22 protein-coding genes are annotated in these 24,789 nt (G+C 68.5%); 6 read left to right on the top strand and 16 right to left on the bottom strand.

What is annotated here, in order from left to right; translation table 11 throughout:
- Positions 1–58: 58 nt before the first annotated feature.
- Positions 59–673, top strand: a complete 615-nt coding sequence (locus tag HDC96_RS17690) for a hypothetical protein (protein WP_179461094.1) — start codon at positions 59–61, stop codon at positions 671–673.
- 39 nt (positions 674–712) lie between these two features.
- On the opposite strand, the gene HDC96_RS17685 is transcribed toward HDC96_RS17690, so the two are convergent.
- The 12 genes from HDC96_RS17685 to HDC96_RS17630 all read right to left on the bottom strand — a co-directional run bounded on the left by HDC96_RS17685 (position 713) and on the right by HDC96_RS17630 (position 12,531).
- A complete protein-coding gene (locus HDC96_RS17685; protein WP_179461093.1) occupies positions 713–1,057 on the bottom strand; it encodes a hypothetical protein in 345 nt (114 codons plus the stop codon).
- A 22-nt stretch (positions 1,058–1,079) separates the two neighbouring features.
- Positions 1,080–1,853, bottom strand: coding sequence for a LytTR family DNA-binding domain-containing protein (locus HDC96_RS17680; RefSeq protein WP_088432747.1), 774 nt, complete (start codon positions 1,851–1,853; stop codon positions 1,080–1,082).
- On the bottom strand, positions 1,843–3,102 hold the full coding sequence (locus HDC96_RS17675; RefSeq protein WP_179461092.1) for a histidine kinase: 1,260 nt from the start codon (positions 3,100–3,102) through the stop codon (positions 1,843–1,845). The genes HDC96_RS17680 and HDC96_RS17675 overlap by 11 nt, the downstream gene beginning before the upstream one ends.
- A gap of 202 nt (positions 3,103–3,304) precedes the next feature.
- Positions 3,305–4,954 (bottom strand): M28 family metallopeptidase, encoded by a 1,650-nt coding sequence (locus HDC96_RS17670; RefSeq protein WP_179461091.1) that lies wholly within the window; start codon positions 4,952–4,954, stop codon positions 3,305–3,307.
- Between the two features lie 150 nt (positions 4,955–5,104).
- Positions 5,105–6,736 (bottom strand): CsgG/HfaB family protein, encoded by a 1,632-nt coding sequence (locus tag HDC96_RS17665; RefSeq protein ID WP_179461090.1) that lies wholly within the window; start codon positions 6,734–6,736, stop codon positions 5,105–5,107.
- A gap of 17 nt (positions 6,737–6,753) precedes the next feature.
- Positions 6,754–7,422, bottom strand: a complete 669-nt coding sequence (locus tag HDC96_RS17660) for a hypothetical protein (protein WP_179461089.1) — start codon at positions 7,420–7,422, stop codon at positions 6,754–6,756.
- A 96-nt stretch (positions 7,423–7,518) separates the two neighbouring features.
- The gene (locus HDC96_RS17655; protein ID WP_179461088.1) at positions 7,519–8,619 is read right to left on the bottom strand and encodes a hypothetical protein; all 1,101 of its coding nucleotides are present in this window, start codon (positions 8,617–8,619) and stop codon (positions 7,519–7,521) included.
- Positions 8,610–9,737 carry a hypothetical protein gene (locus HDC96_RS17650; protein WP_179461118.1) on the bottom strand — a complete coding sequence of 376 codons (1,128 nt, stop codon included), beginning with the start codon at positions 9,735–9,737 and terminating at the stop codon, positions 8,610–8,612. The genes HDC96_RS17655 and HDC96_RS17650 overlap by 10 nt, the downstream gene beginning before the upstream one ends.
- Positions 9,738–9,905: 168 nt before the next feature.
- Positions 9,906–11,168 (bottom strand): sigma-70 family RNA polymerase sigma factor, encoded by a 1,263-nt coding sequence (locus HDC96_RS17645; protein ID WP_179461087.1) that lies wholly within the window; start codon positions 11,166–11,168, stop codon positions 9,906–9,908.
- A 55-nt stretch (positions 11,169–11,223) separates the two neighbouring features.
- Complete coding sequence (locus HDC96_RS17640; protein ID WP_179461086.1) at positions 11,224–11,634, bottom strand: VOC family protein; 411 nt, start codon at positions 11,632–11,634, stop codon at positions 11,224–11,226.
- 27 nt (positions 11,635–11,661) lie between these two features.
- Complete coding sequence (locus HDC96_RS17635; RefSeq protein ID WP_179461085.1) at positions 11,662–12,084, bottom strand: VOC family protein; 423 nt, start codon at positions 12,082–12,084, stop codon at positions 11,662–11,664.
- A 27-nt stretch (positions 12,085–12,111) separates the two neighbouring features.
- Complete coding sequence (locus HDC96_RS17630; protein WP_179461084.1) at positions 12,112–12,531, bottom strand: YciI family protein; 420 nt, start codon at positions 12,529–12,531, stop codon at positions 12,112–12,114.
- A gap of 213 nt (positions 12,532–12,744) precedes the next feature.
- Between HDC96_RS17630 and HDC96_RS17625 the strand changes: the two genes are divergently transcribed.
- A complete protein-coding gene (locus HDC96_RS17625) occupies positions 12,745–13,119 on the top strand; it encodes a YciI family protein (protein WP_179461083.1) in 375 nt (124 codons plus the stop codon).
- Between the two features lie 6 nt (positions 13,120–13,125).
- On the opposite strand, the gene HDC96_RS17620 is transcribed toward HDC96_RS17625, so the two are convergent.
- Positions 13,126–15,204 carry an SMP-30/gluconolactonase/LRE family protein gene (locus tag HDC96_RS17620; protein ID WP_257018792.1) on the bottom strand — a complete coding sequence of 693 codons (2,079 nt, stop codon included), beginning with the start codon at positions 15,202–15,204 and terminating at the stop codon, positions 13,126–13,128.
- Positions 15,205–15,337: 133 nt separating this feature from the next.
- On the opposite strand from HDC96_RS17620, the gene HDC96_RS17615 reads away from it, so the two are divergent.
- Positions 15,338–16,864, top strand: a complete 1,527-nt coding sequence (locus HDC96_RS17615; RefSeq protein ID WP_179461082.1) for a hypothetical protein — start codon at positions 15,338–15,340, stop codon at positions 16,862–16,864.
- Positions 16,865–16,873: 9 nt separating this feature from the next.
- On the opposite strand, the gene HDC96_RS17610 is transcribed toward HDC96_RS17615, so the two are convergent.
- Entirely contained in the window at positions 16,874–17,647 is a 774-nt protein-coding gene (locus HDC96_RS17610; protein WP_179461081.1) for a lytic transglycosylase domain-containing protein, read from the bottom strand.
- Between the two features lie 273 nt (positions 17,648–17,920).
- Between HDC96_RS17610 and HDC96_RS17605 the strand changes: the two genes are divergently transcribed.
- Positions 17,921–19,525, top strand: coding sequence for an EAL domain-containing protein (locus HDC96_RS17605; protein WP_179461080.1), 1,605 nt, complete (start codon positions 17,921–17,923; stop codon positions 19,523–19,525).
- Between the two features lie 9 nt (positions 19,526–19,534).
- Here the strand turns inward: HDC96_RS17605 and HDC96_RS17600 are convergent, their stop codons facing one another.
- A complete protein-coding gene (locus HDC96_RS17600; RefSeq protein ID WP_179461079.1) occupies positions 19,535–20,482 on the bottom strand; it encodes a polysaccharide deacetylase family protein in 948 nt (315 codons plus the stop codon).
- A gap of 106 nt (positions 20,483–20,588) precedes the next feature.
- Positions 20,589–21,791 carry an MFS transporter gene (locus HDC96_RS17595; RefSeq protein WP_179461078.1) on the bottom strand — a complete coding sequence of 401 codons (1,203 nt, stop codon included), beginning with the start codon at positions 21,789–21,791 and terminating at the stop codon, positions 20,589–20,591.
- A 309-nt stretch (positions 21,792–22,100) separates the two neighbouring features.
- Here HDC96_RS17595 and HDC96_RS17590 point away from each other — a divergent pair, with 309 nt between their 5' ends.
- On the top strand, positions 22,101–23,003 hold the full coding sequence (locus HDC96_RS17590) for a LysR family transcriptional regulator (protein ID WP_179461077.1): 903 nt from the start codon (positions 22,101–22,103) through the stop codon (positions 23,001–23,003).
- Between the two features lie 174 nt (positions 23,004–23,177).
- Positions 23,178–24,788, top strand: coding sequence for an ABC-F family ATP-binding cassette domain-containing protein (locus HDC96_RS17585; protein WP_179461076.1), 1,611 nt, complete (start codon positions 23,178–23,180; stop codon positions 24,786–24,788).
- Position 24,789 lies beyond the last annotated feature (1 nt).

Genomic DNA, 24,789 nt, shown 5'->3' with positions numbered 1-24,789 from the left:
ACTGGACCTGCCACAACGTCGTCCAATGCGCTGCCGCACGTTCCAGAAGGAGCTCGTCATGATCGCTTTGTTCAAAGGTTTGGGTTTGCTGTTGCAGGACAACGAGCTGTACAACAGCCCGTTCGAAAAACAGGTCGCGCATTGGCGTAACAAGAGTGAACAGCAGATCCGCGAGGAAGTCGCGGTGCTCGCCAAGGCCAAGGGCCAATGGCTGATGGCCTCGATCGTAGGCTGGCAGGCGTCCTCGCTGCTCATCCTCGGCCTGATCAGCAACTACCTGTGGAAGGATGACTTCCATATCACCTTCACCCGCGTGGTGATCGTGTTCGGTTCCTGGGTCTCGATCCTGTTCGTGATCTGGTTCATGGCCAACATGTTCGATCACACCGCCGGCTTCGAGCGCTGGATGAAGGCCTTCAACAGCCGCGCCCGGATCACCTCCGATGCCGATACGGTGGAGTGCGTGGCCGAAGCGCTGGACATGGCCCAGCTCTATCCCGAAGTCCTGGATTACAAGCAGGCGGTGAGCGCGAAGCGCGAGCTGCGCCACGAAGACATCCGCATCATGCGCGAGATCGGCCGGATGAAGCAGCACACCGAACTGGTCGGCCAGCTCAACCATGTCGGTGAGCAGCCCAACGGCACCAATCTGCATCTGCAGCCCGCGTTCTGACCCTACTGCAAAGCGGGGGGAGCCACGATGCCACCGTGATCACTCACGGTGGCATTGTTCTTTCTGGACCGCGCTGACGCAGTGCTGGAAGCCGGCCGGCAAGCCAGCCATCTGCTCGGTCTTGCCCACCGCCACGGCCAGCCGGTGCAGCGGCGGGTAGGCACAGTCCTTGTCCTTGGCGCAGCGCGCATCCAGCACCAGGTAATGGCATTGGCCGCTGCTGCTGGCGATGCAGGCGAAGCTGGCCACGCCGTTGTCCACGGTGGTCCTGCTGTGCAGCGTATCCACGCCGTTGGCGCGGATGCGGGTGACGGAGGTGTTGCTCGATTGCTGGCAGGCGGCCAGCATCACGATGCAGAGGCTGGCGACAACGGCGATACGCATGGCAGGCTCCAGAAGAAGGCGGTTACATCCCGCGGAACAGACTCATGAAGGGCTGGCTGACGTTGAGCACTTCGGTCCGGTGCTTCAAGCGCAGCTGGCCGCGGCCGGTGTCATCGCGGGTGACCGCGGCGACCGCTTTCATGTTCACGATGGTGGAGCGGTGGATCTGGCGGAAACGTTGCGGATCGAGCGCGTCGAGCAGTTCGCGCAACGAGGTGCGCAGCAGGCTTTCACCCTGTTCGGTGACCACGGTGGTGTATTTGCTGTCGGCCCGGAAGTAGATCACGTCTTCGAGCATGATCAGCTGCGTGTCGCGCCCGTTGCTGGCGGTGATCCAGGCCAACGGCGGCGTGCTTGATGCGGCGGCGGGCTGCTGGCCGAGGCGCTGCAGCAGCTGCTCGAGCATGCCACTGTCCGGGCGGCCCAGCTGCATGCGCGCCAGGATGCGCTCGCGCGTGGCCAGCAGGCGCTCATCGCTGACCGGCTTGAGCAGGTAGTCGATCGCACCCTGTTCGAACGCATCGATGGCGTACTGGTCGTAGGCGGTGACGAACACCACCTGGGTGCGCGGGCTGATCTCCGGCAGCGCGCGGGCCACTTCGATGCCGGTGATGCCGGGCATGCGGATGTCGAGCAGGGCCAGATCCGGCTTCAGCTCGGCCAGGCGCTCCAGCGCGCTGGCACCGTCCTCGCATTCGGCCACCAGCCGCAGTTCCGGCCACAACCGCTGCAGCTGGGCGACCAGCGACTGCCGCAGCAGGTCTTCGTCTTCGGCAATGAGCGCATCAAGCTGCATGGATCGCCTCATGGGCATCGCGCGGCAGGGTGATCGTCGCCGCCACACCGCTGGGGAAATTGGACACGATCGCCACGCCGGCGCGTTCACCGCAGGTCAGGCGCAGGCGTTCGCGCAGGTTCTTCAAGCCGATGCCGGAACCACTGGTGCCCTGGCCGAAGCCGAGGCCATCGTCGGCCACGGTGAGGGTGACATGGTCCTCGAAGGCGCGCGCGATGATCCACACCGTGCCGCCGCCGGGCTTGGGCTCCAGGCCGTGCTTGATCGCGTTCTCGACCAGGGTCTGCAGCGCCATCGAGGGCAGTGCCAGCCCGAGCAGCGCCGGCGGTACGTCCACCTGCAGGGCCAGGCGCGCCCCCATGCGGATCTTGAGGATCTCCAGGTAGGCCTGGGTGCGCTCCAGCTCCACGCCCAGGGTCGACATCGATTCCTCCACGCTGGGCAGCGAGCTGCGCAGGTACTGGATCAGGTGCCCGAGCATCTGGTCGGCGCGGGGCGGATCGGTGCGGGTCAGCACCTGCGCGTTGGCCAGCGTGTTGTAGAGGAAGTGCGGCTCGACCTGGGCATGCAGCAGGTTGAGCTTGGCGACCGACAGTTCCTTCTCGGTAGCGGTCTGCTCGGCAGCGGCCTGCTCGTCGCGGCGCTGTTCGGCGACGCGACGGGTGATCGCGCGGCTGACGGCCTCGGCGTTCTCATGATTGCTGCCTTCGTCGACCGCGAGCAGGTCCGCCCAGACCCCGGCATCGGGTTCGAACAGCAGGGTGACGCTGCTGGTGCCCTGCCCCGGGGTGACCGTGGCGAGCACGCTGTTGCGCCGGATCGCCAGTCGCGCGGGCAGATTCCAGCGCGACGGAGGGCGGCCGTTGTAGGCGTCCACGCGGCGCACATACGCACGCACCTGCAGGCTGCCGGGCGCGCTTTCGATGTCCTCCACGCGGGGCAGCTCGGCGATGGCCGCCTCGAGCAGGGCAAAGGCCGGGCCGGCATCCATCGGCAGCTCGATCTGGCGGCGCTGACGGCTGGACAGCGTGGTGGCATCCAGCCGCCCGGCAACCAGCCAGACCCGGCGGATATGGGTGATGCAGCTGCCCACCGCCGTCACCATCACGAACAGGGCCAGCAGGCCGAAGACCCAACCGGGACCATCGTTCATGCCGCTGAAGATGCCACTCCAGACGAATCCCGCCACCACGATGGCGGCGGCCCAGGCCAACAGGATGCGGAGAATCAGAGCGAGGCTGGCGAACACGGCGGCGTCATCACATAGGGAGTGAAGCGAGCATAGCCCTGCCGCCCGCGGGAACAAGCGGCATGCGACGAAGGCGGGGAATGGTGGGACGAAGCGGTGTAGAGCCACCCCATGGGTGGCTGTTCTTCGGTCCGGCACCGCGAAGCCACGCGTGGCGTGGCTCTACAGGGGGGTCCGGCCGGCGTGCCGGCCGGACGCGGTCTTATTTCCGCTCGGCGGCGCTGGCATCGCGCGGGGCACGGAACTGGGAGTCGTCGCTCCAGTTCGGCCAGGCACGTGAGTTGGCCAGCTGGTTGCCCAGCGTGTACAGCACTTCCAGATCGCGCGAGGCACCGGCGAAGGTCCAGTCCGGCTGCCACTCGTCGCCCTGCTGGTGGTAGCGCTTGGCGGTGTAGTCATCGGAAGCCGCCTTGCCGGCGGCGACGCCCCCCTCCACCCAGTCCTGGCCCGCCGAGTACGACACCGCCGGCACGCCGCGCTTGGCGAACGGGAAGTGATCGGAGCGGAAGAACAGGCCGGCTTCCGGCTTGGGATCCGGCGTGTAGCGGATGTCCCAGCCCTTGGCGACGTCCTTGAGCTGGTCGAGCAGTTCCAGCTTGGCCGAACCGTAGATGCCGAAATCACGCGACGGGCTGAAGGGCGCCATGCCGTCCATGTTGATCAGCGCCACGGTCTTGCCCAGCGGGTACAGCGGGTGGCTGGCGTAGTACTCCGAGCCCAGCAGCCCCTTCTCCTCGGCGGTCACCGCCAGGAACAGCACCGAACGTTCCGGTCGCTTGGCCTTGGCGAAGCCGCGGGCCAGCTCGACCAGCGAGGCGGTGCCACTGGCGTTGTCCAGCGCGCCGTTGAAGATGGTGTCGCCGTTCGCGTCCGGCTTGCCCACGCCGATGTGATCCCAGTGCGCGCTGTAGATCACGGTCTCGTCGGGATGCTTGCTGCCTTCCAGGCGCGCGGCCACGTTGTGCGAGGTGATCACCTCGGTCTTGACCGCGTACTTGGCCGAGAAGGTTTCGCCCTTCAGCTCGACCGGCTTGAAGTCACGGGTCTGCGCCTGCTTCTTGAGCGCCTCGAAATCCAGGCCCGAGCGCTTGAACAGCTCCACCGCCAGGTCGCGCTGGATCCAGCCTTCCAGCAGCGGATGCGCTTCGGCGGGGTTGTCGCGGACCACGTCGAACATGGTGTTGGTGTTGGAACCGGCCACGGTGGCCCAGCCGTACGAGGCCGGTGCGGTTTCGTGCACGATCAGCACGCCGAGAGCACCCTGGCGCGCGCCTTCTTCGTACTTGTAGGTCCAGCGACCGTAGTAGGTCATGCCCTTGCCGTCGAAGTCGCCCTGGCCGGACTCGAAGTCCGGGTCGTTGATCAGCACGACGGCGATCTTGCCCTTCAGGTCCACGCCCTTGAAGTCGTCCCAGTTGCGCTCGCCGGCCTTGACGCCGTAGCCGAGGAAGACCAGCGGCGCGTTCTTGATGTCGACTTCGCTGGCACCGTTCATGGCGGCGCGCACGGCGATTTCCTTGCCCTGGCTCAGCGTCTGCGGCTTGCCCTTGCTGCCCAGCGACAGGCTCGGGGTACCGACGATATCGCCCTTGAGCAGCGGCACGGCCTGGGTCCACAGGCGCTTGCCGTCCTTGAGGTCGCCGCCCGGCTGCAGCCCGGCCGCCGCGAACTGCTTGCTCAGGAAGGCGATGGTTTTCTCTTCACCGGCCGTGGCCGGCGAGCGGCCCTCGTAGGCATCCGAGGCCAGTTCCTTGACGTCGGCGGAGATCCGCGCGCCATCGAACTTCGGCGTTGCCGCCATCAGGGCGCTGGACACCGACAGGGCCAGCACGCTCAGTACTACTCGCTTCATCGTTCTCTCTCCACACACGGGACAACTTGGATCCCGAGTGTAGGCGATGGACGCAGCGGCAGGCTCTGCCCGGCCGGCGACCCGGCAGCGGATGCAACCGGTAGCCGGGCAACGCCCGGCCCCACGCTCCGGCCAGCTACGGTTGGCCCGTTACCAGTTCGGGTCTTCGGCCGGCGCCGCCGGCTTCGGGGCCGCCGCACGCCGGGCTGCCGGCTTGGCCGTGCCCGCTGCCGTAGCGGTCGCGGCGGCCTTCACCGGCGCGGCCTTCTGGCGCAGTTCGATCGCACCGGGCTTGAAGCTGCCGCCGCCCAGGTCCGCAGCGCCTTCCAGGGTGCCGTAGGAGGTCTGCGCGGCCACCCGGTCGATGCGGATGGTGCAGCACGGGGTCTCGGTGCGGCCCAGCGAACGGCCGGTCTGCGGATCCTTGAGGGCTTCGCCCAGCATCACCGCCTGCCAGCGCTGGCCGACCTGCAGCGAGTCGCCGCCCTGGCTCAACACCACCTGGTCGCCGCTCATCGACACCACCGACACCGGGAAGATCTCGGTGATGATCGCGCTGCCGATCTGGCCGGACAACGAATCCATCATCGCCGCGGCCATGCCCTTGCCATTGACCACCCGGGGCAGGGTGCTCGGGCCGGTCGAGGCCAGCTGGTGGTCGAAGCTGTCGGACATCACCACCTCGCCGGTCGCGGCGTTGATCAGCCGCAGGGTGATGCGGCCACCACCGGAGTACGAGCTGACCTGGCGGTCGGACATGCGCAGCTGGCGCACGCTGCGCGGGTACTCGAAGCGTTCGATGGAGGGGATCAGGATCAGGTCGGTGGCCAGCTGCTGGCCCAGCCGCGCGGTGTCCTGCAGGCGCACGTTGCCGCTGTTGATGTGGTCGATCTCGGCCTGCATTTCCTCGCCGAACTCACGGTCGAGCACGATGAAACGCTTGGTCTGGGTCAGCGTGTCGTTGAGCCGGGCGCGGATCGCGCGGGCCACTTCGTCGCTGTCGACCCGGCCGTCGCCGACCGCATAGGTACCGGCGCGCACATGCGGCTGGGCCACCACGATCTTCGGCCGGCCCTGTTCGTCCGGTGCACGGTACTTGGCGATATCCGCCTTGATCCGCACCTTCCAGTAGCTGCGCAGGGTGCGGCGGTTGACGTCCGATTCGAACGACTGCGCGCCGCGCTTGGCCTCCAGCTTGGCCTGTTCCTTATAGCTTTCCTTGATGCTGGCCGAAGCCGAGCCGACGCCATCGCTGGCTTCGGCACTGGCCTGCGCCGAGCCACTGGCCGAGGCGGAGGCCGAATAGGTGAAGCCGGCATCGCTGGCGCGTACGCGCGCGATCACTTCTTCATCGAGCTGGGTAACTTCGTCCTGCGAGAGGATTTCATAGCCCAGCACCGCCCCCTGCGAGGCGGCGATCATCTGCTGGGAGAACGCGTCGGCGCGGATATCGCCGACGTGCTCGCCGTCCACGTCTACATGCAGACCGGCGCGGATGCCCTGCATCTGGCTGGCCACGCGCACGCCGTTGACCTGGGCCACGGCCGACTGCAGCGCCGCCAACACCGCCAGCTCCGGCGTGCTGCCGATGCCCTCGGCTTCGCGCGCCACCTGGGTGGTGCCGCCGAAATCCGGGGCGCCGCGCAGCGGTTCGTCGGCCGGTTGGGCCAGCTTGGATTCAGGCTTGGCCGGTATTTCCTCCACCGCTGCCTCCTGCTTGCCGCAGGCGGCAAGCAGGGTGGCGGTGAGGGCCAGGCTCAACAGTCGGATGGAGGTCTGCATGCGTGGCCGTCCTTGGATCAGTTCAGGCCGTCAAGCATCGAATCGGCATTGCCCGGCACCTTGATCTTGCTGGCGCGGGCGAAGGTCATCGCCGACTTGGAGGAGGTGTACAGGCCCTTCAGGTAGCCCGGCGATTCCTTGGCAACCCAGGCGCCGGCAGCCAGCTTGCGGCCGGCGGTGGCCAGCTGGGTGGCGCCCAGGCTCTTCATGCCGGCGGCGAAGTTGCTGGCTTCACCGCTCAGCTTCTGGCCTTCGGCAGCCGAGGCGACCAGGGCCACCAGGCCGTCGGCGTAATGCTTCTTGGACTCGGCGCTCAGTTCCGGCTGCGCGGCGACGCGCTCGTTGATCGCGGCCTGGGCGTTTTCGCTCACCGACACCGACTTCTTCATCTGGTCGACGTTGACCGAACCGGACGACAGCGCGGTGCGCTCGGCTTCCAGCAGCTGCACCTGTTCGGCCAGGCCAAAGGCGCGGGCGAACGAGGCCTGGGCCTGCAGCGAATGCGACTGCGAGCTGACGAAACGACGCACCAGGGCTTCCTGCGCGGCTGCGTCGGGGGCTGCGGCGCTGCTGGAGGCGGCGCTGTCGCCGCCGCCGACCAGGCCCTTGAGCTTGCCGAGCTGGGCGTGGGCCGGGGCGGCGAAGGTGGTGGCGATGGCCAGTGCGATCAGGGTCTTGCGGATCATGAGGGATTCCTTATGGGTGGGTTGTTGCCGACCATCGGCCGGCCGTCGTGCGGGTAGCTGCCGACCGTTGGTCGGCAGGCATTGGCCTGCGCTGGATCAGCGCACGGCCTTGACGTTGAGTTCGTTGATCATCTGCTGGGCAGCCTTCTCGGCCGCTTCGCGCAGGGCATTGGTACGGGCCACGGTTTCATTCGGGCCCAGGCCGGCGTACTGCACCGGGCCGACCGAGGACACGGTGCGCGGGAAGCGCCCGGTCACGTCCAGCACCTTGCCGGTCACGGTCACATACACGCGGGTGTTGCCCGAGACCGGGTCACGGTCGCGCATGCCGATATCCAGCGTGCCCACCGCGATGTAGGGGATGTTGGCCGCGCGGATGCCGTTGGCGGTGTCGCGCAGGGTGGCCGCGGACAGGTCGTTGCCGGTGCTGAAGTCCTTGCGGATGCGCTCGATGCTGAGCAGGCCGCGGCTTTCGCCTTCCACATATTCCGCTTCGACCACTTCATAGCCGGCGCTGCTGAAGGCGCCGGTCATGGCGGTGTTGACTTCGGCGGCGTTGGCCACCTTCCAGCTGATGTTGTCGCTGCGCGCAGTGGTGCTGCCGCCGCTGGTGACCGACACCGACGCGTTCTGGTTGATGCTGCCGTTGGTGCTGACCGAGTTGCCGCGGAAGCTGTCGCCTTCGCGGGTCTTTTCGTCATAGCTGCGGCTGGCGTCGACGCGGCGGTATTCCTTGTCCTGGAACGACTGCACGGTGTCCTGCGAGCGCGCCATGAACAGGAAGGTCAGCAGCGAACGCTCGTTGCTGCGCGCACCGGCCACGGCCGAACCGGCATCCAGCTTGGTCTGCAGCAGGGTGGTGTTGATTTCGGCACGGACGGTGACCGAGTAGGTCTTGGCCTTCTTGTCTTCGTCTTCGGACAGCGGCACCGCCGACAGCACGTAGCGATCGATCTCGCCGATCATTTCGGCGCGGCGCGCCTCGAACAGGCGCAGCTTGGCCGCGCCCGATTCGGCGATGTAAGCCTCAAGCGCGTTGACCTTGGCCTTGTTCAGTGCCTGCGCACGGGTGTCCGCGCTCAAGCGCAGGCCATAGCTGGCCGACCCGGTGCCACGCGAACTGGCGGTCTGCGCGGCGACCGGAGCGGTCACCAGCAGCGCGATGAGAATCAGCAGTACGGTACGAATCAACGACATGAATTGATCAACTCCTGGAGGGCCTGGGTCTGTTGCTGCAGCGGGCGTCCGCCCGGCTTCTGTTCGTTCAGCCAGGCGCGCGCATCGGCGCGCTTGGCGGCGGCGCCGGCGAAGGCGTCCAGCCCGGCCAGCACGGTTTCATAGCCGGCCGACCACTGGTCGACCTGCCACTGGGTGACCGGCACCACCTTGGTGGCGCCCTTGCGCAGCGGCTGGTCGAAGTACACCTTGCCGGAGAACGGCTCGACCACCGACACCTGGAAGAACGCGCCGAACAGCATGGTCTTCATCACCGGCGTTTCGCTGACCACCCCGCTCTTCATCGCATCCAGCTGCAGCTTGATCACGTAGTCCGGCTCGGGAATTTTCAACTGGTAGACCTTGCCGTCGGCAAAGCGCGCCGCCATCGCCCCGCCGATCGCCTCGCCGCTGGCCGGCGGCAACAGGCCGATGCCGGTGCTGGACGACAGCGCCTTGGACAGTTCGTGGGCCAGCGTGGCGCGCAGCGGCGCTTCCATCGCCGGATTGGGCAGCTTGGCGCGCGCGGCATCGGACAAGGTCACCGCGCCAACCTGCAGGCGGCGGACCGAGGCGTTGGGCAACTGGGCGTTGGCCAGGGTATTGGCCAGCACCGTGGGCAGGCCGGTGGCCGCCCCGCCGTAAAGCAGGTCGGCGACTATCGCGTCAATCTCGTCCTGGTCCGGGCGATACTCCAGCAGGTCGATGCGCTGCAGGGTGAGCGGATAGGAGGCCACCACCTGGCGCTCGCGGAAATCGAAGAACAGCGCCTGCAGCGCCACTTCCACCAGCACCTTGTACTGGTCGCCGATCGGCTCGACCGAGACCAGTTCGCGGTCGAGTGCAGCAGCCAGCACGGTGGCGCTGGTAGTGCCATCGAGCTTGGCCAGCTGGTCGCTGATCAGCTGCAGGTGTGCCGGTGGCTGACGGCGCAGGGCCGCGCTCAGCTGCTGGTTCAGGGTGTCCGCGCCGCGGGCCTGGATGACCCGGGTGCTATGCGGAGCCACGTCGTTGCGTGCCGATGCTTCACCGGTAAAGGCGAAGCCGGCCCAGTAGACCTGCTGGGACTTGTCGGCGGCGTAAGCGCCCCCGGTCACCATCAACAGGCACAACACCACCCACGCGCCAACCGTGCGCGTCCGCTTCTTCCCTGAAACCATCTGCCTGCGATCCTTGTCGTTGTCCGGCCCAAGGACGATCCCGGGAGCGGCAACTTGAATGCGCGGAACGATAGCCCTTAGCTTAGGCGTGGGCAAGAGGTGATTACGTCAGCCTTCTGCGAGGGCCTGGGCCCGCGCCTCCAGAACCGCGCGCTCGCGCGCGTTGCCGGTCAGCCCGGCCGCGCGGACAAAGGCGGCGCGAGCTTCGGCGCTGCGACCCAGCTGGGCAAGGAGATCACCCTGGACCGCGGCCAGCGGCGCGTAGTCGCGCAGCCGTGCGTCGCCAGCGAGCGCATCGACCAGAGGCCATGCCGCAGCCGCACCCTCCGCGCGCGACAGGGCGACCGCATGGTTCAAGGCGATCACCGGCGACGGCTGGCGCTGGGCCAGGCGCGCATAGAGCGCCGTCATCCGCGTCCAATCGGTGTCTTCGGCACGGCGCGCGCGCGCATGGCACTCGGCGATGGCCGCCTGCAGGACGTACGGATCCTCGCTGCCCCCCAGCGCCACCGCCTGCTGCAGCGCCGCCTGCCCGCGGCCGATCTGCAGCCAGTCCCAGCGCGCGCGGTCCTGATCGGGCAGCAGGATCGGCGTGCCGGTGGCATCCGTGCGCGCGGCGGTGCGCGAGGCCTGCAGCTCCATCAGGGCGAGCAGCCCCTTCACCTGCGGCCAGGTCGGCAACCGACTGGCGAGCACGCGGCCCAGCCGCAGTGCTTCATCGCACAGCGCCGGACGCATCCAGTCATCGCCGGCACTCGCGGCGTAGCCTTCGTTGAAGATGAGATAGACCACCTCCAGCACCGACGCCAAGCGCTCCGGCAACGCCGCCTGGCGCGGCACTTCGAACGGCACCTGCTTCTGCGCCAGCGTACGCTTGGCACGCACGATGCGCTGGGCGATGGTCGGCTCGGGCGCGAGGAAGGCCCGTGCGATCTCATCGGTGGTCAGCCCGCCCAGCAGGCGCAGGGTGAGCGCCACCCGTGCGTCGGCCGCCAGCACCGGATGACAGGCCACGAACATCAGCCGCAGCAGGTCATCGCCGATGTCGTCTTCCAGCGCATCGCTGTCATCCGGCGCAGGCAGCGGCAGCGGCTCCAGTTCACTGCCGTACTGCGCGTGCTGCCCGGCGACGCGCTGGTGCTGGCGCAGCACATCGATGGCGCGGTTGCGCGCAGTGGTCATCAGCCACGCTCCGGGATTGTCCGGTACGCCCTGGCTGGGCCAGCGCTCCAGCGCGGCCAGCCAGGTGTCCTGGACCAGCTCTTCGGCACGGCCGACATCACCGCCGAGCAGGCGGGTCAGGCGGGCGGTCAGCACTGGCGCCTCCATGCGCCAGATCGTGTCCAGTCGTTGCGTCAGTGCCGTGTCCATGCGGCCGATCAAAGCACCGGTGCGGCCGGGGCACAAGCCGCACCGCGCCGTGCCATCACCCGGGTTCGCCGTCCATGTGCGCGATTTCCCACAGATGGCCGTCCAGGTCCTGGAAGCCGCGCTGGTACATGAAGCCGTAATCGCGCGCCGGCTGCGGTTCGCGGGCACCGGCCTTCAGCGCCGTGTCCACCAGCGCATCGACTGCCTTGCGGCTCTCGGCCGACAGACAGGTGATCACCTCGGTCTGCCGCCGCGCGTCGCTGATCGGCTGGGTCGTGAACTGGGCGAAGAAGGACTCCACCAGCAGCATCACGAAGATGCTGTCGCTGATGATCATGCAGGCCGCATTCTCATCGGTGAAGGTCGGGTTGAACGTGTAACCAAGCGCGGCGAAGAACGCCTTGGAGGCCTCCAGGTCGCGTACCGGGAGATTGACGAAGATCATCTGTTGCGTTGCGTTGGACATGCGTGGGTTTCCTGTTGGACGTGGGGATCAGGGCTGCTTCATGCAATTGACCATCCACGGTTTGCCGTAGCGGTCGATCAGAAAGCCCCAGCGATGGGCCCAGAACGTTTCGGTGATCGGCATCTTGATGTCGCCGCCGTCGGCCAGGGCCTTGAACACGCGCTCGGCCTCCTCGATCGAGTCGACATCGATGTTGATCGTGGTGCCGCCCTGCCCTTCCGCGGACGGACCATCGGCGGCCATCAGGATCGCCGGACCGACCTCCAGCTGGCTGTGCGCGACGTGGTCCAGTGTCTCCGGCGGCATCTCGCCACAGCCTTCCTGGCTTTCCATCGGTGGCATGTCGCGGTACTTCATTTCCGACGTGACCTTGCCGCCGAGGACCTGCGCGTAGAAGGCCATGGCTTCATGGGTCTTGCCGTTGAAGCCGAGGAACGGAATCAGTTTCATGGGAATGCTCCAGGGGTGAGGGGTGGGTCAATCGGCAGTGCCGATCTGGTCGCGCAGACGCTGTTCCTGCGCCTGCAATTCAGGGGTGAAGGCCGCGCCGAAATCCTCGGCACTGAGAATCGGGCGCAGCTCGACCACGTCGCCCGGCGCGAACGGCGCACGCTTCAGCCATTCGGTGGCTTCGTCCAGCGAACGGACCTGCCAGAGCCAGAAGCCGCAGACCAGCTCGCGGGTTTCCGCGAACGGACCATCGATCACGCGCGGCGGTTCGCTGCCGAACGCCACCCGGCGCGCACGCGAGGTCGGGTGCAGGCCCTCGCCGGCCAGCATGATCCCGGCCTGGACCAGCTGCTCGTTGTAGGCGCCCATGGCGCGGATCTCCTGCTCGGTCGGCAGTTGTCCGGCCTCGGTGGCCGCGGTGGCCTTGACCAGTACCATGACTTTCATCGGTGTCTCCTTCAGGGCCGGCCCGTCTCTGGGCCGTTCAAGGGATACAACGTTGCAGTGCGCCGGAAATCGACATGCCCGCAAAAAAAAATGCCGCTGCCGTCGGCCGGGCCGTCGCAGGCAGCCTGAACAGGCGCGCCCTGTCGCGCTGCAACACGGCTGCCGCGTGGCCTGGGGCATGATGATGGCCCCTGCCCATTCCCTGGCCTGGCCATGCAATTCCTGCTGCTGATCTACATCGACGAGGGCCTGTTGCAGGCCCTGCCAGGCGAGGAGTACGACCGCCTGATGCACGACTGCCTGCGGCACGCCGATGCATTGCAGACCGAGGGCACGCTGGTGCTCGCCCAGCAACTGGAACCGGTGGACAGCGCGCGCACGCTGCGCGTGCGCCAGGGTCAGGCCCGCATCACCGATGGCCCGTTCGCCGAGACCCATGAACTGCTGGCCGGCTTCAACCTGATCAACGCCCCCGACCAAGCAGAGGCGATGCGCATCGCCCAGCAGTTCCCGTGGTCGCGCTTCGGCAGCATCGAGGTACGGCCGCTGGCCGACATGGACGCCGAGCGCGTGCGCGTCGGCGCCTGATACTGCTCAGGGCAGCAGCGTGATCTTCAGATCGCGCGTGCCGATCGCTTCGTTGCCGCTGTAGTCGCGCGCACTGCCACGCAGGATGTAGTCACCGGCCGGCAACGCATCGGGCTGCCAGCGTGCGGTCTCGACCAGCCCATCGCGCACCGTATTGGTGACCAGATAGCGGAACCGCGTGATCGCGCTGCCATGCACGGTGATGCCACTGTCCGGTGCATAGGCCACGCGGGTGGCGCTGTCTTCGCGCGGCATCCGGTTGAACACGATGTTGAAGCGCGGCTGCTCGTAGCCCGCCAGCGGCCGGCCCTGCGCATCCAGCACCTGGTAGCCGACCTGGTACAGGCCCAGCCGACGCCGCGGCAGGTTGCGGTCGACCTGGTCCCAGGCCTCCACCACGATCTGCACCCCCGGGCCTTGGCGCGGTATCGCAACGCGACCGTCGGCGCCGGCCGTGATCGGCTGGTCGAGATCGTCCAGTACGGCCACGTCGGTGATGCGCGGCGCGAAGGCATCGGCGTAACCGGAGAAGCCCAGGGCCACCGCATTGCGCTCGAAACCGCTGGCCCCCACGCTCAGGTGCACGTGCGCCATGCGGTTGATGGTGCCGAGCGCTTCACCTGCGGCGAAGCGGGTGCCGCGACGCACGCGGATACGCTCCAACTTACCGTCTTCACCGGACACCTGCTGCCAGCGCGCATCGAACGGACGGTCGCGCGGATCGCGACCGACCTTCATGTGGATGTACTTGAGCCGGCCCAGCGACAGACCCTCGGCCTGCCCCCCCACCGACCACGCCGCGAACGGGGTGTCGACCTTGCCATCGGCGATCGCCAGCACCGGCTGGCCGACGTCGCCGCGGATATCGAAGCCGCCGTGCAGGTGATGGCGGCTCTCGCCCTTGAAGTCACCGCGGACCTCACCCAGCGTGCCGACCACTTCATGCCACCCCTCCTGCGGGGCCAGCGGCCAACGGCCGGCGGTGGCGGGCAGCGGGGCGTCCGGCGCCGGGCCGATCAGGGCCGGCGGTGCGGTCTGGCCCGCGGCCAACGGACGCAGGCGATGCACACGGTAGGACGCGGCATCGGCCAGATACAGCCCACCGCCCGCATCCAGCGCGAGCGCGGTGGGGCGGGCGAAGCGGGGCTGCGGCGGCACCCCGGCCAGCGCGAGCTGGTGGCCCTGCGCCGAAATCTGCACCACCTTGCCATTGATGTCGCTGGCATAGATCACCCCGTCATGGGTCACCGCCAGGGACAGCGGACCGCTGAGCAGCCCGCCTTCGGCGACGCGCGTACTGAGCGTGCCATCCGGGGCGAGCTGGCGGATCGCGTTGTTGAACAGGTCGGCGATCAGCAGGTTGCCGTGCGGATCCAGCGCCAGCGCCACCGGCGTATCCAGCCGCGTGAGCGCACCATTCCCATCGGCGTTGCCCGGGCGTTCGCCACCGGCCACGGTGTGTACCCGCCCATCGGGCTCGATCACGCGGATGCGATCGTTGTAGGTATCGGCCACGTAGACACGGCCCCCCGCGTCCACCGCCACGCCCATCGGCCCATCGAAACGCGCCTGCGCGGCCGGCCCATCGACGAACCCCCGCTGGCCATCGCCGGCGAGCGTGCTCACCGTGCCATCCACCGCGATGCGCCGGATGACATGGTTGCCGGTGTCGGCGACGAAGACTGTGCCGGCGGCATCCACTGCGATGCCGGACGGCGTGTTGAACTGCGCCTGCATCGCAGCGCCATCGCGCCAGCCTTCGCCCTGCCCGGCCAGGGTGTCCACGCGCCCGTCGGGATGCACGCGACGGATGCGGTTGTTGTCGCCGGCATCGGCGATGTAGACGACGCCGTGGGCGTCGACGGCCAGCCCATACGGGTCGGCGAAGCGTGCCTGGGTGGCGGGGCCGTCCGCAATGCCGCCGACGCCATCGCCGGCGATGCTGTCGATCTGGGGGGACCAGCCCAACACGGTAGGCAGCGGGCCGGCGGGCGGCGATGGCGGCGATGGCGCACGCAGGAAGGTCCATGCGAGCACCGCAGCGGTAGCCGCGGCGATCATTCCTGCCCATGCGTTGCGTCCCATTGCGATCCCTGCATTCCAAAGGGCATTGACGATACGGCCTGCGCGCGGATCTGCAAACCCTGACACAGGTCGCTTGTGCCGCCACGGCCCGTCGGGTTCCAATCAGGATTCACGCCATGGAAGGAAGCGCCGCATGCTGCATCTGCGACCCCACAGCCTCGCCCTGTTGATCGCCCTGGCCCAGGCCATTGCCGTACCGGTGCAGGCATCGGTCGATACCCGCGCGCCAGTCGACAGCGCTCACGTACAAGCACTGCAGGACGCCCTGCGCGACGCCATGCAGCAAGGCGAGCAGGGTGACACGCTGGGCGCACTGATCACGTTCGAGCGGCTGCTGGCGGATCCCGGCCTGGCGGACATTCCCGATGCTGATCGGGTCAACGCCTACGTCGTGGCCGGCTGGGTGGCGATGCAGGCTCGCCAGCATGGTCCAGCGCGCAGCTATCTTGAACTCGCCCAACAATCGACACCCGATGAACCGCGCGCGCTCTATCTGTTGGGCGTGCTGGATGCGGAGGAGGGCCGTCACCTCGAGGGTGCGCGTCTGATCACCCGCTCGCTGCAGTTGTCCGATCAGTTCCTGCCCGACATCAGCATGTCCATGGCCGGATCGCTGGGCCAGCAGCTGCAGGGCCACGAAAGCGACTACCGGGACTTCCTGCAGGCGCTGTTCGACCAGGGCTGGAAACCCCAGGATATCGAGCCGACCGATTTCTGGAAGCGGCTGGCGGTGTTGCAGATCGACAGCGGCCAGGACGACCGGGTCGCCGCGACACTGGAACGGATCGACAGCCCGATGGCGATCCTCGCCCTGCGGGCGGACAAGCGGCTCGACCGCTTCATTGATCGCGACAGTCCGCGCTTCGACCCGCTGCAGTCTGCACAGCGCGAGCTCGATGCATTGCGCGTGGGTAACCTGCTGGCACCCGAGAAAATCCGCAATCTCGTGGAGATGAGCTATGCGCTGCTGGCACTCGGGCGCCATGAAGAGGTGGTCGCCATGACCGGGAGCGTCGCCGGCGCGGCGGCTGATACCAGCCTGCCGCGCAGCTTCGAGCACTCCGGGGATATTGCCTGGCTGCTCAACAACCGCGCCATCGCACAGCGCCGCCTCGGCGATGCGCAGGCCGGGCTGGCGACCCTGGAAACCGCCGCCGCGTTCCACGAGGAAGGCGCGGCCAACGTCAGCCAGCAGTTGAACCTGGCGACGTGGCAGGCGTCGCTGCTACGGCCGCGCGAGGCGCTGGAGACCCTCGAGAGGACCGGCAGCAACCTGAGCCCGTACGGTGAGGCCGTGCAGCAGTGGGTGCGCTTCTTCGCCTACCGCCAGCTGGGCGATACGGCGCAGGCCGCCACCGCCCAGCGCTGGCTGGCGGATCACAAGGACATCGCCGAAGACTACGTGGTGGAAACCCTGCTGGAAGACAATGCGCTGGACCAGGCCGCCGCACAGCTGATCGCACGGCTGCGCTCGACCGAGCACCGCAGCGAAGCACTGATGTCCATGCAGCAGCTGCTGACCGTACCCTCGCTGCCCGGTGACGCCGAGCGCGATCGCCGATGGCGGCAGGTCGTCGCGCGCGCCGATGTGCAGGCGGCATTGGACGCCGTCGGACGCAGCGAGCAGCACGCGTTGTTTGGTACGGGTTCCTCGCGCTGAAACACCGGCCTACTTCGCCGGCGTCTCCACCTTGAAGCCCATCGCCTCGCGATACCGCACATACAGCGCGCTGACCTTCTCCACGTAGGCCAGCGTCTCGGCATACGGGGGCACGCCCTTGTAGCGCGTCACCGCACCGATCCCTGCGTTGTAGGCGGCGGCCGCCAGCACGCGGTCGCCTTTGTAACGGCGCAGCAGCGCCTTCATGTAACGCGCACCGCCACCGATGGACTGCTCGGCCGAGAGGGGATCGGCCACGCCGTATTCGGTGGCGGTATCAGGCATCAGCTGCATCACGCCCTGCGCGCCCTTGGGCGAGATCGCGCCGGCGTCGAAGCCACTCTCGGCATGGGCGATCGCCCGCAGCCAGGCATCGTCCACCCCGGTGGCTTTCGCCGCCGCCTTGAACTGCTTGGCATGCCGGTTCAACTGCGGCGTACCGACCTTGCCCAGGCCTTCATGCGCCGGTTCGCCCGGCGGCGTGGCAACAGTGAACTTCAGGAACACACGCGAGCCCGGCAGGTTGCGCGTCGAGTAGACCAGCGCACCGTCCTGCTCGCGTTCGTACAGCGTGCCGCTGAAGACGCCCATGTTGCCCCACAGGTTGGGCGTCTGCACGGCGTTGTCCTCGATCTGCTGCGGGGTGCAGCGGGACCCTGGCTCGGGCGCGGTGGCCAGGCTGACCGTGTTGCTCTGCACGCAGCGATAGACCGTGCGCGCCGATGCCAGGCCAGGCAGCAGCAACGACAACAGGGCCAACATGGCAGGCAGGGTCGGGTTCATCGGCTCGGATCGGGGCACGGAAGGGTGCGGCGCGATCATCCGGCCGACGGCGCGAACCGAAGGTGAATACCGGGCCCGTCCCGGCGGGCTCATGACGGGATCAGCCAGTTCGGTCCGTGATCTTCCCCCTGCCCGCGCCGGCTCGGCAGGCGGCCCTGGACGCGCTGGTTTCAAATCGACCGCACTGATGGTCATATAGCGACTGGGGCCGCGACCGCCCTGGCCCGCCGGGCTGCCATGGAACCCCCCTTTCGACGAGGCATCGAGATTCGCTTGAACCGCGCCAGGATCATCGCCCTCACCGTCCTGCTGGCCCTGCTCGGCGCCCTGGTGCCGAACGCCACCGTGTTCTATTTCACCTGGAGCCGCGCCAGCGAGTCCGAGCAGGTGCGGTTGCAGACCACCGCCGAGCGCACCCTGCAGCGCGCGCACCGCGCCTACGAGGGTGCATTGAACACCTTGCGCGAGCTCAACCGCAGCACCCTGGTGCCCTGCTCGCCCGCGCACCTGCAGCTGATGCGCGGGCTGGTGATGCTCACGCATTCGGCCGAGCAGATCGGCTACTTCGAGAACGGTCGGCTGGCCTGCACCTCGTGGGGGCCGATGGAGGCCGAGGTCATGCAGCGGCCACCGGCCTACGTCACCGCCGAGGGCGCCGGCATCACGCTGGACGTCCGCCCGCTCGCCGGCACGCCGCAGCAGCCCCTGATGGCGCTCGGCTACGGCCGTTACGACATCCTGATGGACCCGGCACGGCTGATCGACGTGATCGTCGATCCCAACGTGCGGCTGGCCGTGGCCAGCCCCGACGGACGGCTGATCGCCCAGCAGGACATCCAGGATCAGGCATTGCTGCAGCGGCTGCTGCGCGAGCCGGCCAGCGGCCTGGAAGGTCAGACCCTGTATGCCAGCGCGCAGGACCAGGAGTGGCTGGCGATCGCCACCGCACCGCGCACCGACCTGGTCGCCGCGTTCCGCCACCAGATCGGCCAGTTCATTCCGCTGGGCGTGCTCGGCGCGCTGGCGGCGATCGGCGGCGTGGTGTGGCTGTCGCGGCGGCGACTGTCGCTGCGCGGCGAACTGGCCACTGCGGTGCGCAAGCGTGAGTTCTTCATGCACTACCAGCCGATCATCGAGCTGGCGACCGGCATCTGCGTGGGCGCCGAATCGCTGGTGCGCTGGCGCCGTCCCGATGGCAGCCTGGTGCGGCCGGACCTGTTCATTCCGCTGGCCGAGGAGGCCGGACTGATCGATGCGCTGACCGACCAGGTCATCGACCACGTGATCGCCGACATGCGCACCCTGCTGGTGCAGGATCGCAGCGCGCACATCGCGATCAACCTGGCCGCCGAGGATGTCAGCAGTGGGCGGGCGCTGAAGGTACTGGCGGCCAAGCTGCACGGCACCGGCATCCACCCCCAGCAGATATGGCTGGAAGCGACCGAGCGCGGCTTCATGGATGTACGCCGCGCGCGCACCCACCTGGCCAATGCACGGCGCATGGGCCACAGCGTGGCGATCGACGATTTCGGGGTCGGCTATTCCAGCCTGCAGTACCTGCAGCAGCTCCCGCTGGATGCGTTGAAGATCGACAAGTCGTTCATCGATGCGATCGGCACCAACAGCGCCACCAGTCCGGTGACCTCGCACATCATCGAGATGGCCAAGACGCTCGGTCTGTTTACCGTCGCCGAGGGCGTGGAAACCCCGGCACAGCTGGCCTATCTGCAGGCACGCCAGGTGGAGTTCGGCCAGGGTTGGCTGTTCTCCAAGGCGCTGCCGCCGGCGGAGTTCGTGGCATTCCACGAACAACGCAAGCAGCAGTACGGGCAGGCACCGGAGAACATGCAGAACCCCAACGGCGACACGCCCGACTGAGCGGCCACGCTACTCCGCATCGAGCCCGGCCAGCGTCATCACCCACGCCGGCACCTGGGGTTCGCCCGCGTAGAAGGCCTTGGGCCTGTTCTCGGCCATGGCCCAGCGCTGGATCCAGCTGATGCCGCCGGCACCGTTGTAGCCATCGGCATGCTGGTAGGCCGGATCCTGCAGGGCGGCCTCCAGCGAAACGAAGCGATAGCCGCGCCGACGGGTGGCCGCGACCAGTTCCTCCACGCAATCGGCGCTGAGCGCGTTGGCGTGGATCAACCACACCTGCGCCGGCAGCCGGCCCAGCAGCTGCTGCCCCTGCTGTTCGTAGTAGTCCAGCTTGTTGAGCATGTACGGCACATAGCCGCGGCGCAGCTGGCGCAGGCGGGCCTCGCGCGCGACGGCATCGGTCTCGGTATCGCGCACGCGGTCGTAGGCGAACGCCCAGATCCACTCGCTGTTGTCGACCGTGACCGGCGCCACCCGATAGCCGTGCTGCTGCAGGAACACACCGAGTGCGGCACGTTCCTGCGGCGACTGCCCGGCCCGCAGATAGGGATGCCGGAACCAGCGCGGCGCCTGCCCGGTCTCGGCCAGCAGCGGGCGCAACGTCGCCTCACCGCGCAGGATGTCCTGCTCATACGCGGCCAGCCCGATCGCATGCAGATCGACATGGCCGAAGGTGTGGTTGCCGAGCTCGAACCCGGCATCGCGCCAGTCGCGCAGCATCTGCACGCGCGCCGGCTGTATCCGGCCATCCACCTCGAGCTTGACCTCGTTGACGAAGCCCACCACCGGCACGTCCGCGTGCTTCAGGGCCGCGATCAGCTGCGCATGGCGGGCAGCAAGCTCGGGCTCGGCGCGTTCGTCCAGACGCTGCCAGGGCAGATCGTCGATGGTCAGCGCGATGCGCCGATCCGGCGCCGCCGCGTGGGCGATGCCGGCCAGGCACAGCAGTGCCAGCACAGCACTTCGAAGAACTCCCTTGCGCACCCGCTGCTCCCATCGCGATACCCGGCCCCAGCATAGCGCCGGGTATCGCGGCCCACCTTGCCGTGTGCGGCGGCTGGGCTCAGTGCGAGATCGGTTCCCATGCCCGCGGCTGGCGCAGCACCACGACCAGCGTGGCCAGCAGCAGCACCAGCAGGACCGCCGGCAACCAGCGTTCGCCGACGGTTTCCAGCATCACGCCGCCAAGGATGCCGGCCAGCGCGATCGCCAGGTTCCAACCGGTCACCACGAACGACTGCGCGATGTCACCGGCCTCGTCGGCACGGCGCGCCACGGCCGTCTGGAACTGGGTGGCGACACCGCCGAAGGACACGCCCCACACCACCGTGCCGGTCACCAGCACCCACGTCGAGCCCGGCCACAGCCCGAACGCCACCGCCGAGAGCGCGAAGGCCACCGTGCTCGCGATCACCAGCCCGCGCAGCCAGCGGTCCACCAGCAGGCCGGTGATCCAGATGCCGACCAGGGCGGCCACGCCGAACACCAGCAGCAGGCGATCCAGCCATGCGGCCGCGCCGGACAACGCCGCGAACGGTTCGATGTAGGTATAGAGCACGTTGTGCGCCAGCACGTACAGGAACATCGTCAGCAAGGCGGTGCGCATGCCGCGCAGGCGCAGCACGCTGCCCAGTGGCTGCTGCGCCGCCGCGCCCGGTGCCGGCAGCGGCGGCAAGGCCAGCCGCGCCCACACCAGCAGGCCCACGCTGAGGATCGACATCAGCGCGAACGCCCAGCGCCAGCCGATGGTCTGGCCCAGCAGGGTGCCGGCCGGAATGCCCAGCGACAGCGCCAGCGGTGTACCCACCATCGCCACTGCGATCGCCCGGCCCTGCAGCTGCGGCACCACCATGCGACTGGCATAGCCGGCCACCAGCGACCACAGCAGGCCGGCGCTGATCCCGGCGCAGAAACGCGCGACCAGCATCACCCCGTAGTGGTGGCTCATCGCGGTGATCGTGTTGACCACCACGAAGCCGGCGATGGCGGTGAGCAGCAGCGGACGCCGCGGCCAGCGCCGGGTCAGCGCGGTCATCGGCAGTGCCGCGACCAGCGAGCCCAGCGCGTAGATCGTGACCAGCTGTCCGACCAGCGCGCGGCTGACGCTGAGATCGGCGCTCATCGGCGACAGCAGCCCGGCGGGCAGCGCCTCGGTGAGGATGGTGATGAAGCCCGCGCAGGCCAGCGCCAGCAGGCCGCCGAGCGGCAGGCGGGTGGCGGCGTCGGGGAGGGGGACGGCGGTGGGATCGAGCGCATGCCCGCTCATGGAGAGGCCACCGTGCACGCAGCGGTACGGGGGGCGGAGAACGTGGCAGGGGCGTGGCGAGCAGACATGGGCAGCGGCCGGAAGGAGGGGAGCGCCACCGTAGGCCCTGTGCCGCCGGGGAAACAGTCGGGCGGCGCTCCGCACATTCCGGACTTCGGTGGCGGCAATCGGCAAGGTGCCCGCCCTGCAAGGTCCTGCGCCCGAACCCACCGATGGCGCACCGCAGTGTTGCGAGCCGATGCGCGCGCCCGTGCTCCTGCGCACCCCGATGGCCGCTAGAGTGGCCGCTTCCCTCCTCTATGGCCGCCCATGTCAGCCCTGGACAACCTCGGCAATCTGCAGACCTTCGTGCAGGTGGCCGATACCCGCAGCTTCGTCGAGACCGGCCGCGTGCTCGGCATCTCCGCTTCGGCCGCCGGCAAGACCGTATCGCGGCTGGAGCAGGCGCTGGGCGTGCGGCTGTTCCACCGCAGCACCCGCAGCGTCACCCTCACCGCCGAGGGCGAGCGCTTCCTGGTGCGCTGCCGGCGCATCCTCGACGAGCGCGATGCCGCCCGCGATGAACTGGTCCAGCAGACCGAGGCGCCGACCGGCGTGCTGCGGGTCAGCCTGCCGCTGGTCGGCGACATCTCGCTGCCGCTGCTGACCGAGTTCATGGCCGCTTACCCGGGCATCCGGCTGGAGCTGGATTTCGATGACCGCCTGGTCGATGTGATCGAGGAAGGCTTCGACGCCGTGCTGCGGGTCAGCGAGCCCGCCGACTCGCGCCTGAGCGCGCGGCAGCTGGGCGAGTTCCCACGCTATCTGGTCGCCTCGCCGGATTACCTGGCCCGCCGCGGCACCCCGCGTGTGCCCGAGGACCTGCTGCAGCACGACTGCCTGCACTACCGCTTCCCCAGCAGCGGCAAGCTGGAACCCTGGCCGCTACCGCAGGCCCCGGGCGCCGCGCCGCTGGTCCTGCCGATCTCAATGGTCAGCAATACGATCGAGGCGCGGCTTGCCTTCGCCCTGGCCGGGCGTGGCATTGCTTACCTTCCCGAGCACTCGGTGCGCGAGGCACTGGCCGATGGCCGCCTGCAGCGGGTGCTGGCCAACCGCATCCACGCCTGCGGCAGCTTCTACCTGCTGTGGCCCTCGGGCCGCCATGTGCTGCCCAAGCTGCGCGTTTTCATCGATTTCATCAGCGCGCGGCTGACCGGGGTGAGCTGCTGAGCAGGCCGCGTTCATCGCCCGGCCGCCGGGCGGTTTTATACTGGCCGCGCGACAGCCAGTCGCCTTTGTTGCCGAGGTAGGCCTACATGCGCCATTGATGCCGCCGTCGTCTGACGGCCTGTCTCCACCCGCCTGTCCTGCAGGAGGGGAGTCCTTGGCATCCATGGAGGTCGCATGACCGCATTCGCTCTCACGCTCGATCGCGTGACGCATACCCTGCCAGACGGCCGGGTCCTGTTTTCCGAACTGTCCGCCGCGTTCGACGGCACCCCGGCCGGTCTGGTCGGGCGCAACGGCGTGGGCAAAAGCGTGCTCGCCCGCCTGCTCAGCGGGGATCTCACGCCCACGTCCGGCCGCATCCAGCGCAGTGGCCCCGTGCACCTGCTCGCGCAGCACAGCGGCGTGCCTGCAGGCCGCATCGCCGATCTGGCCGGTGTCGGCCCGGTGCTCGACGCACTCCACCGCATCGAAGCCGGCAGCGTCGACCCGGACGACTTCACCTGCGTCGGGGAGCGCTGGGACCTGCGCGAGCAGCTGCAGGCGCAGTGGCACCTGCTGGGCCTGCCAGCGCTGGACCCCCTGCTGCCGGCCGCCACGCTCAGCGGTGGCCAGGCGGTGCAGGTAGCGCTGGCCGGCGCATTCCTCTCCGGTGCCGAGGGTCTGATCCTGGATGAGCCCAGCAACCATCTCGACGCCGCGCACCGCGAGCGCCTGATCGCGGCGCTGCAGCGCTGGCACGGCGGCCTGATTGTGATCAGCCATGACCGTGCCTTGTTGAACAGCATGGCGCGCATCGTGGAGCTGTCACCGGCCGGACTCCGCCACTACGGCGGCAACTACGCGCTCTATGCCGCGCAGAAACAGGACGAACGCCGCAGTGCGGATGCGCAGCTTGCCCTGCGTAAACGCGAGCGCCGCCAGCAGCAGACCGAGCTGCGCGACCAGCGCGAACGGATGGAGCACCGCCAGGCGCGGGCGACGCGCGATGCACGCACCGCCAACCAGGCACCGATCCTGCTCGGTGGCATGAAGAACCGCAGCGAGCACAGCGCGGGCCGCTGGCAGGCGCAGCAGAACGAGCGCCGTACCGAACTGGACGCGCGCGTGCGCGAGGCCGCCAGCGAGGTGGAGCAGGACATCGAGATCGCCCTGCTTGCCCCGGTGATCAGCCAGCCGGGCCCACAGCGCGTGGCCGAGCTAGTCGCTGCCGGGCTGCCGTGGGTGCAGGCGCCGTGGAAGACCCTCGATCTCACCCTGCAGCGTGGACAGCGGATCGGCGTGCAGGGCCGCAACGGCAGCGGCAAATCGACGCTGCTGCGATTGTTGGCCGGCACGCTGGCGCCCGTGTCGGGGCAGGTTGAGGTGGCCGCCAGCGTCGCCCTGCTCGACCAGTCGCTGACGATGCTGCCGGGCGATGCCTCGGCGCTGTCACTGCTGCAGCACGCGCATCCGCTGGCCGGCGAGGGCACGTTGCGCACGCAGTTGGCGCTGCTCGGGCTCGATGCCGAACGCAGCCTGCGGCCGTTGGCCACGCTCAGCGGTGGCGAGCGGCTGAAGGCCGCACTGGCCTCGGTGCTGTACGCGCAGACGCCACCGCAGCTGCTGTTGCTGGACGAGCCGGGCAATCACCTCGACCTGCCCTCGCTGACCGCACTCGAGCAGATGCTCAGCCAGTACACCGGCACGCTGATGATCGTCTCGCACGACAGCGCGCTGCTGGACGCGGTCGGACTGACCCACACGCTGCACGCGGCCGATGAGGGATGGCGGCTGACCCCGGTGTAAC

Source organism: Stenotrophomonas sp. JAI102, from assembly GCF_013409105.1.
In the GTDB taxonomy this organism is placed as follows: domain Bacteria; phylum Pseudomonadota; class Gammaproteobacteria; order Xanthomonadales; family Xanthomonadaceae; genus Stenotrophomonas; species Stenotrophomonas maltophilia_AA.
The sequence above is the reverse complement of the archived record's forward strand: the minus strand, read 5'-3'. Positions and strand labels throughout refer to the sequence as shown.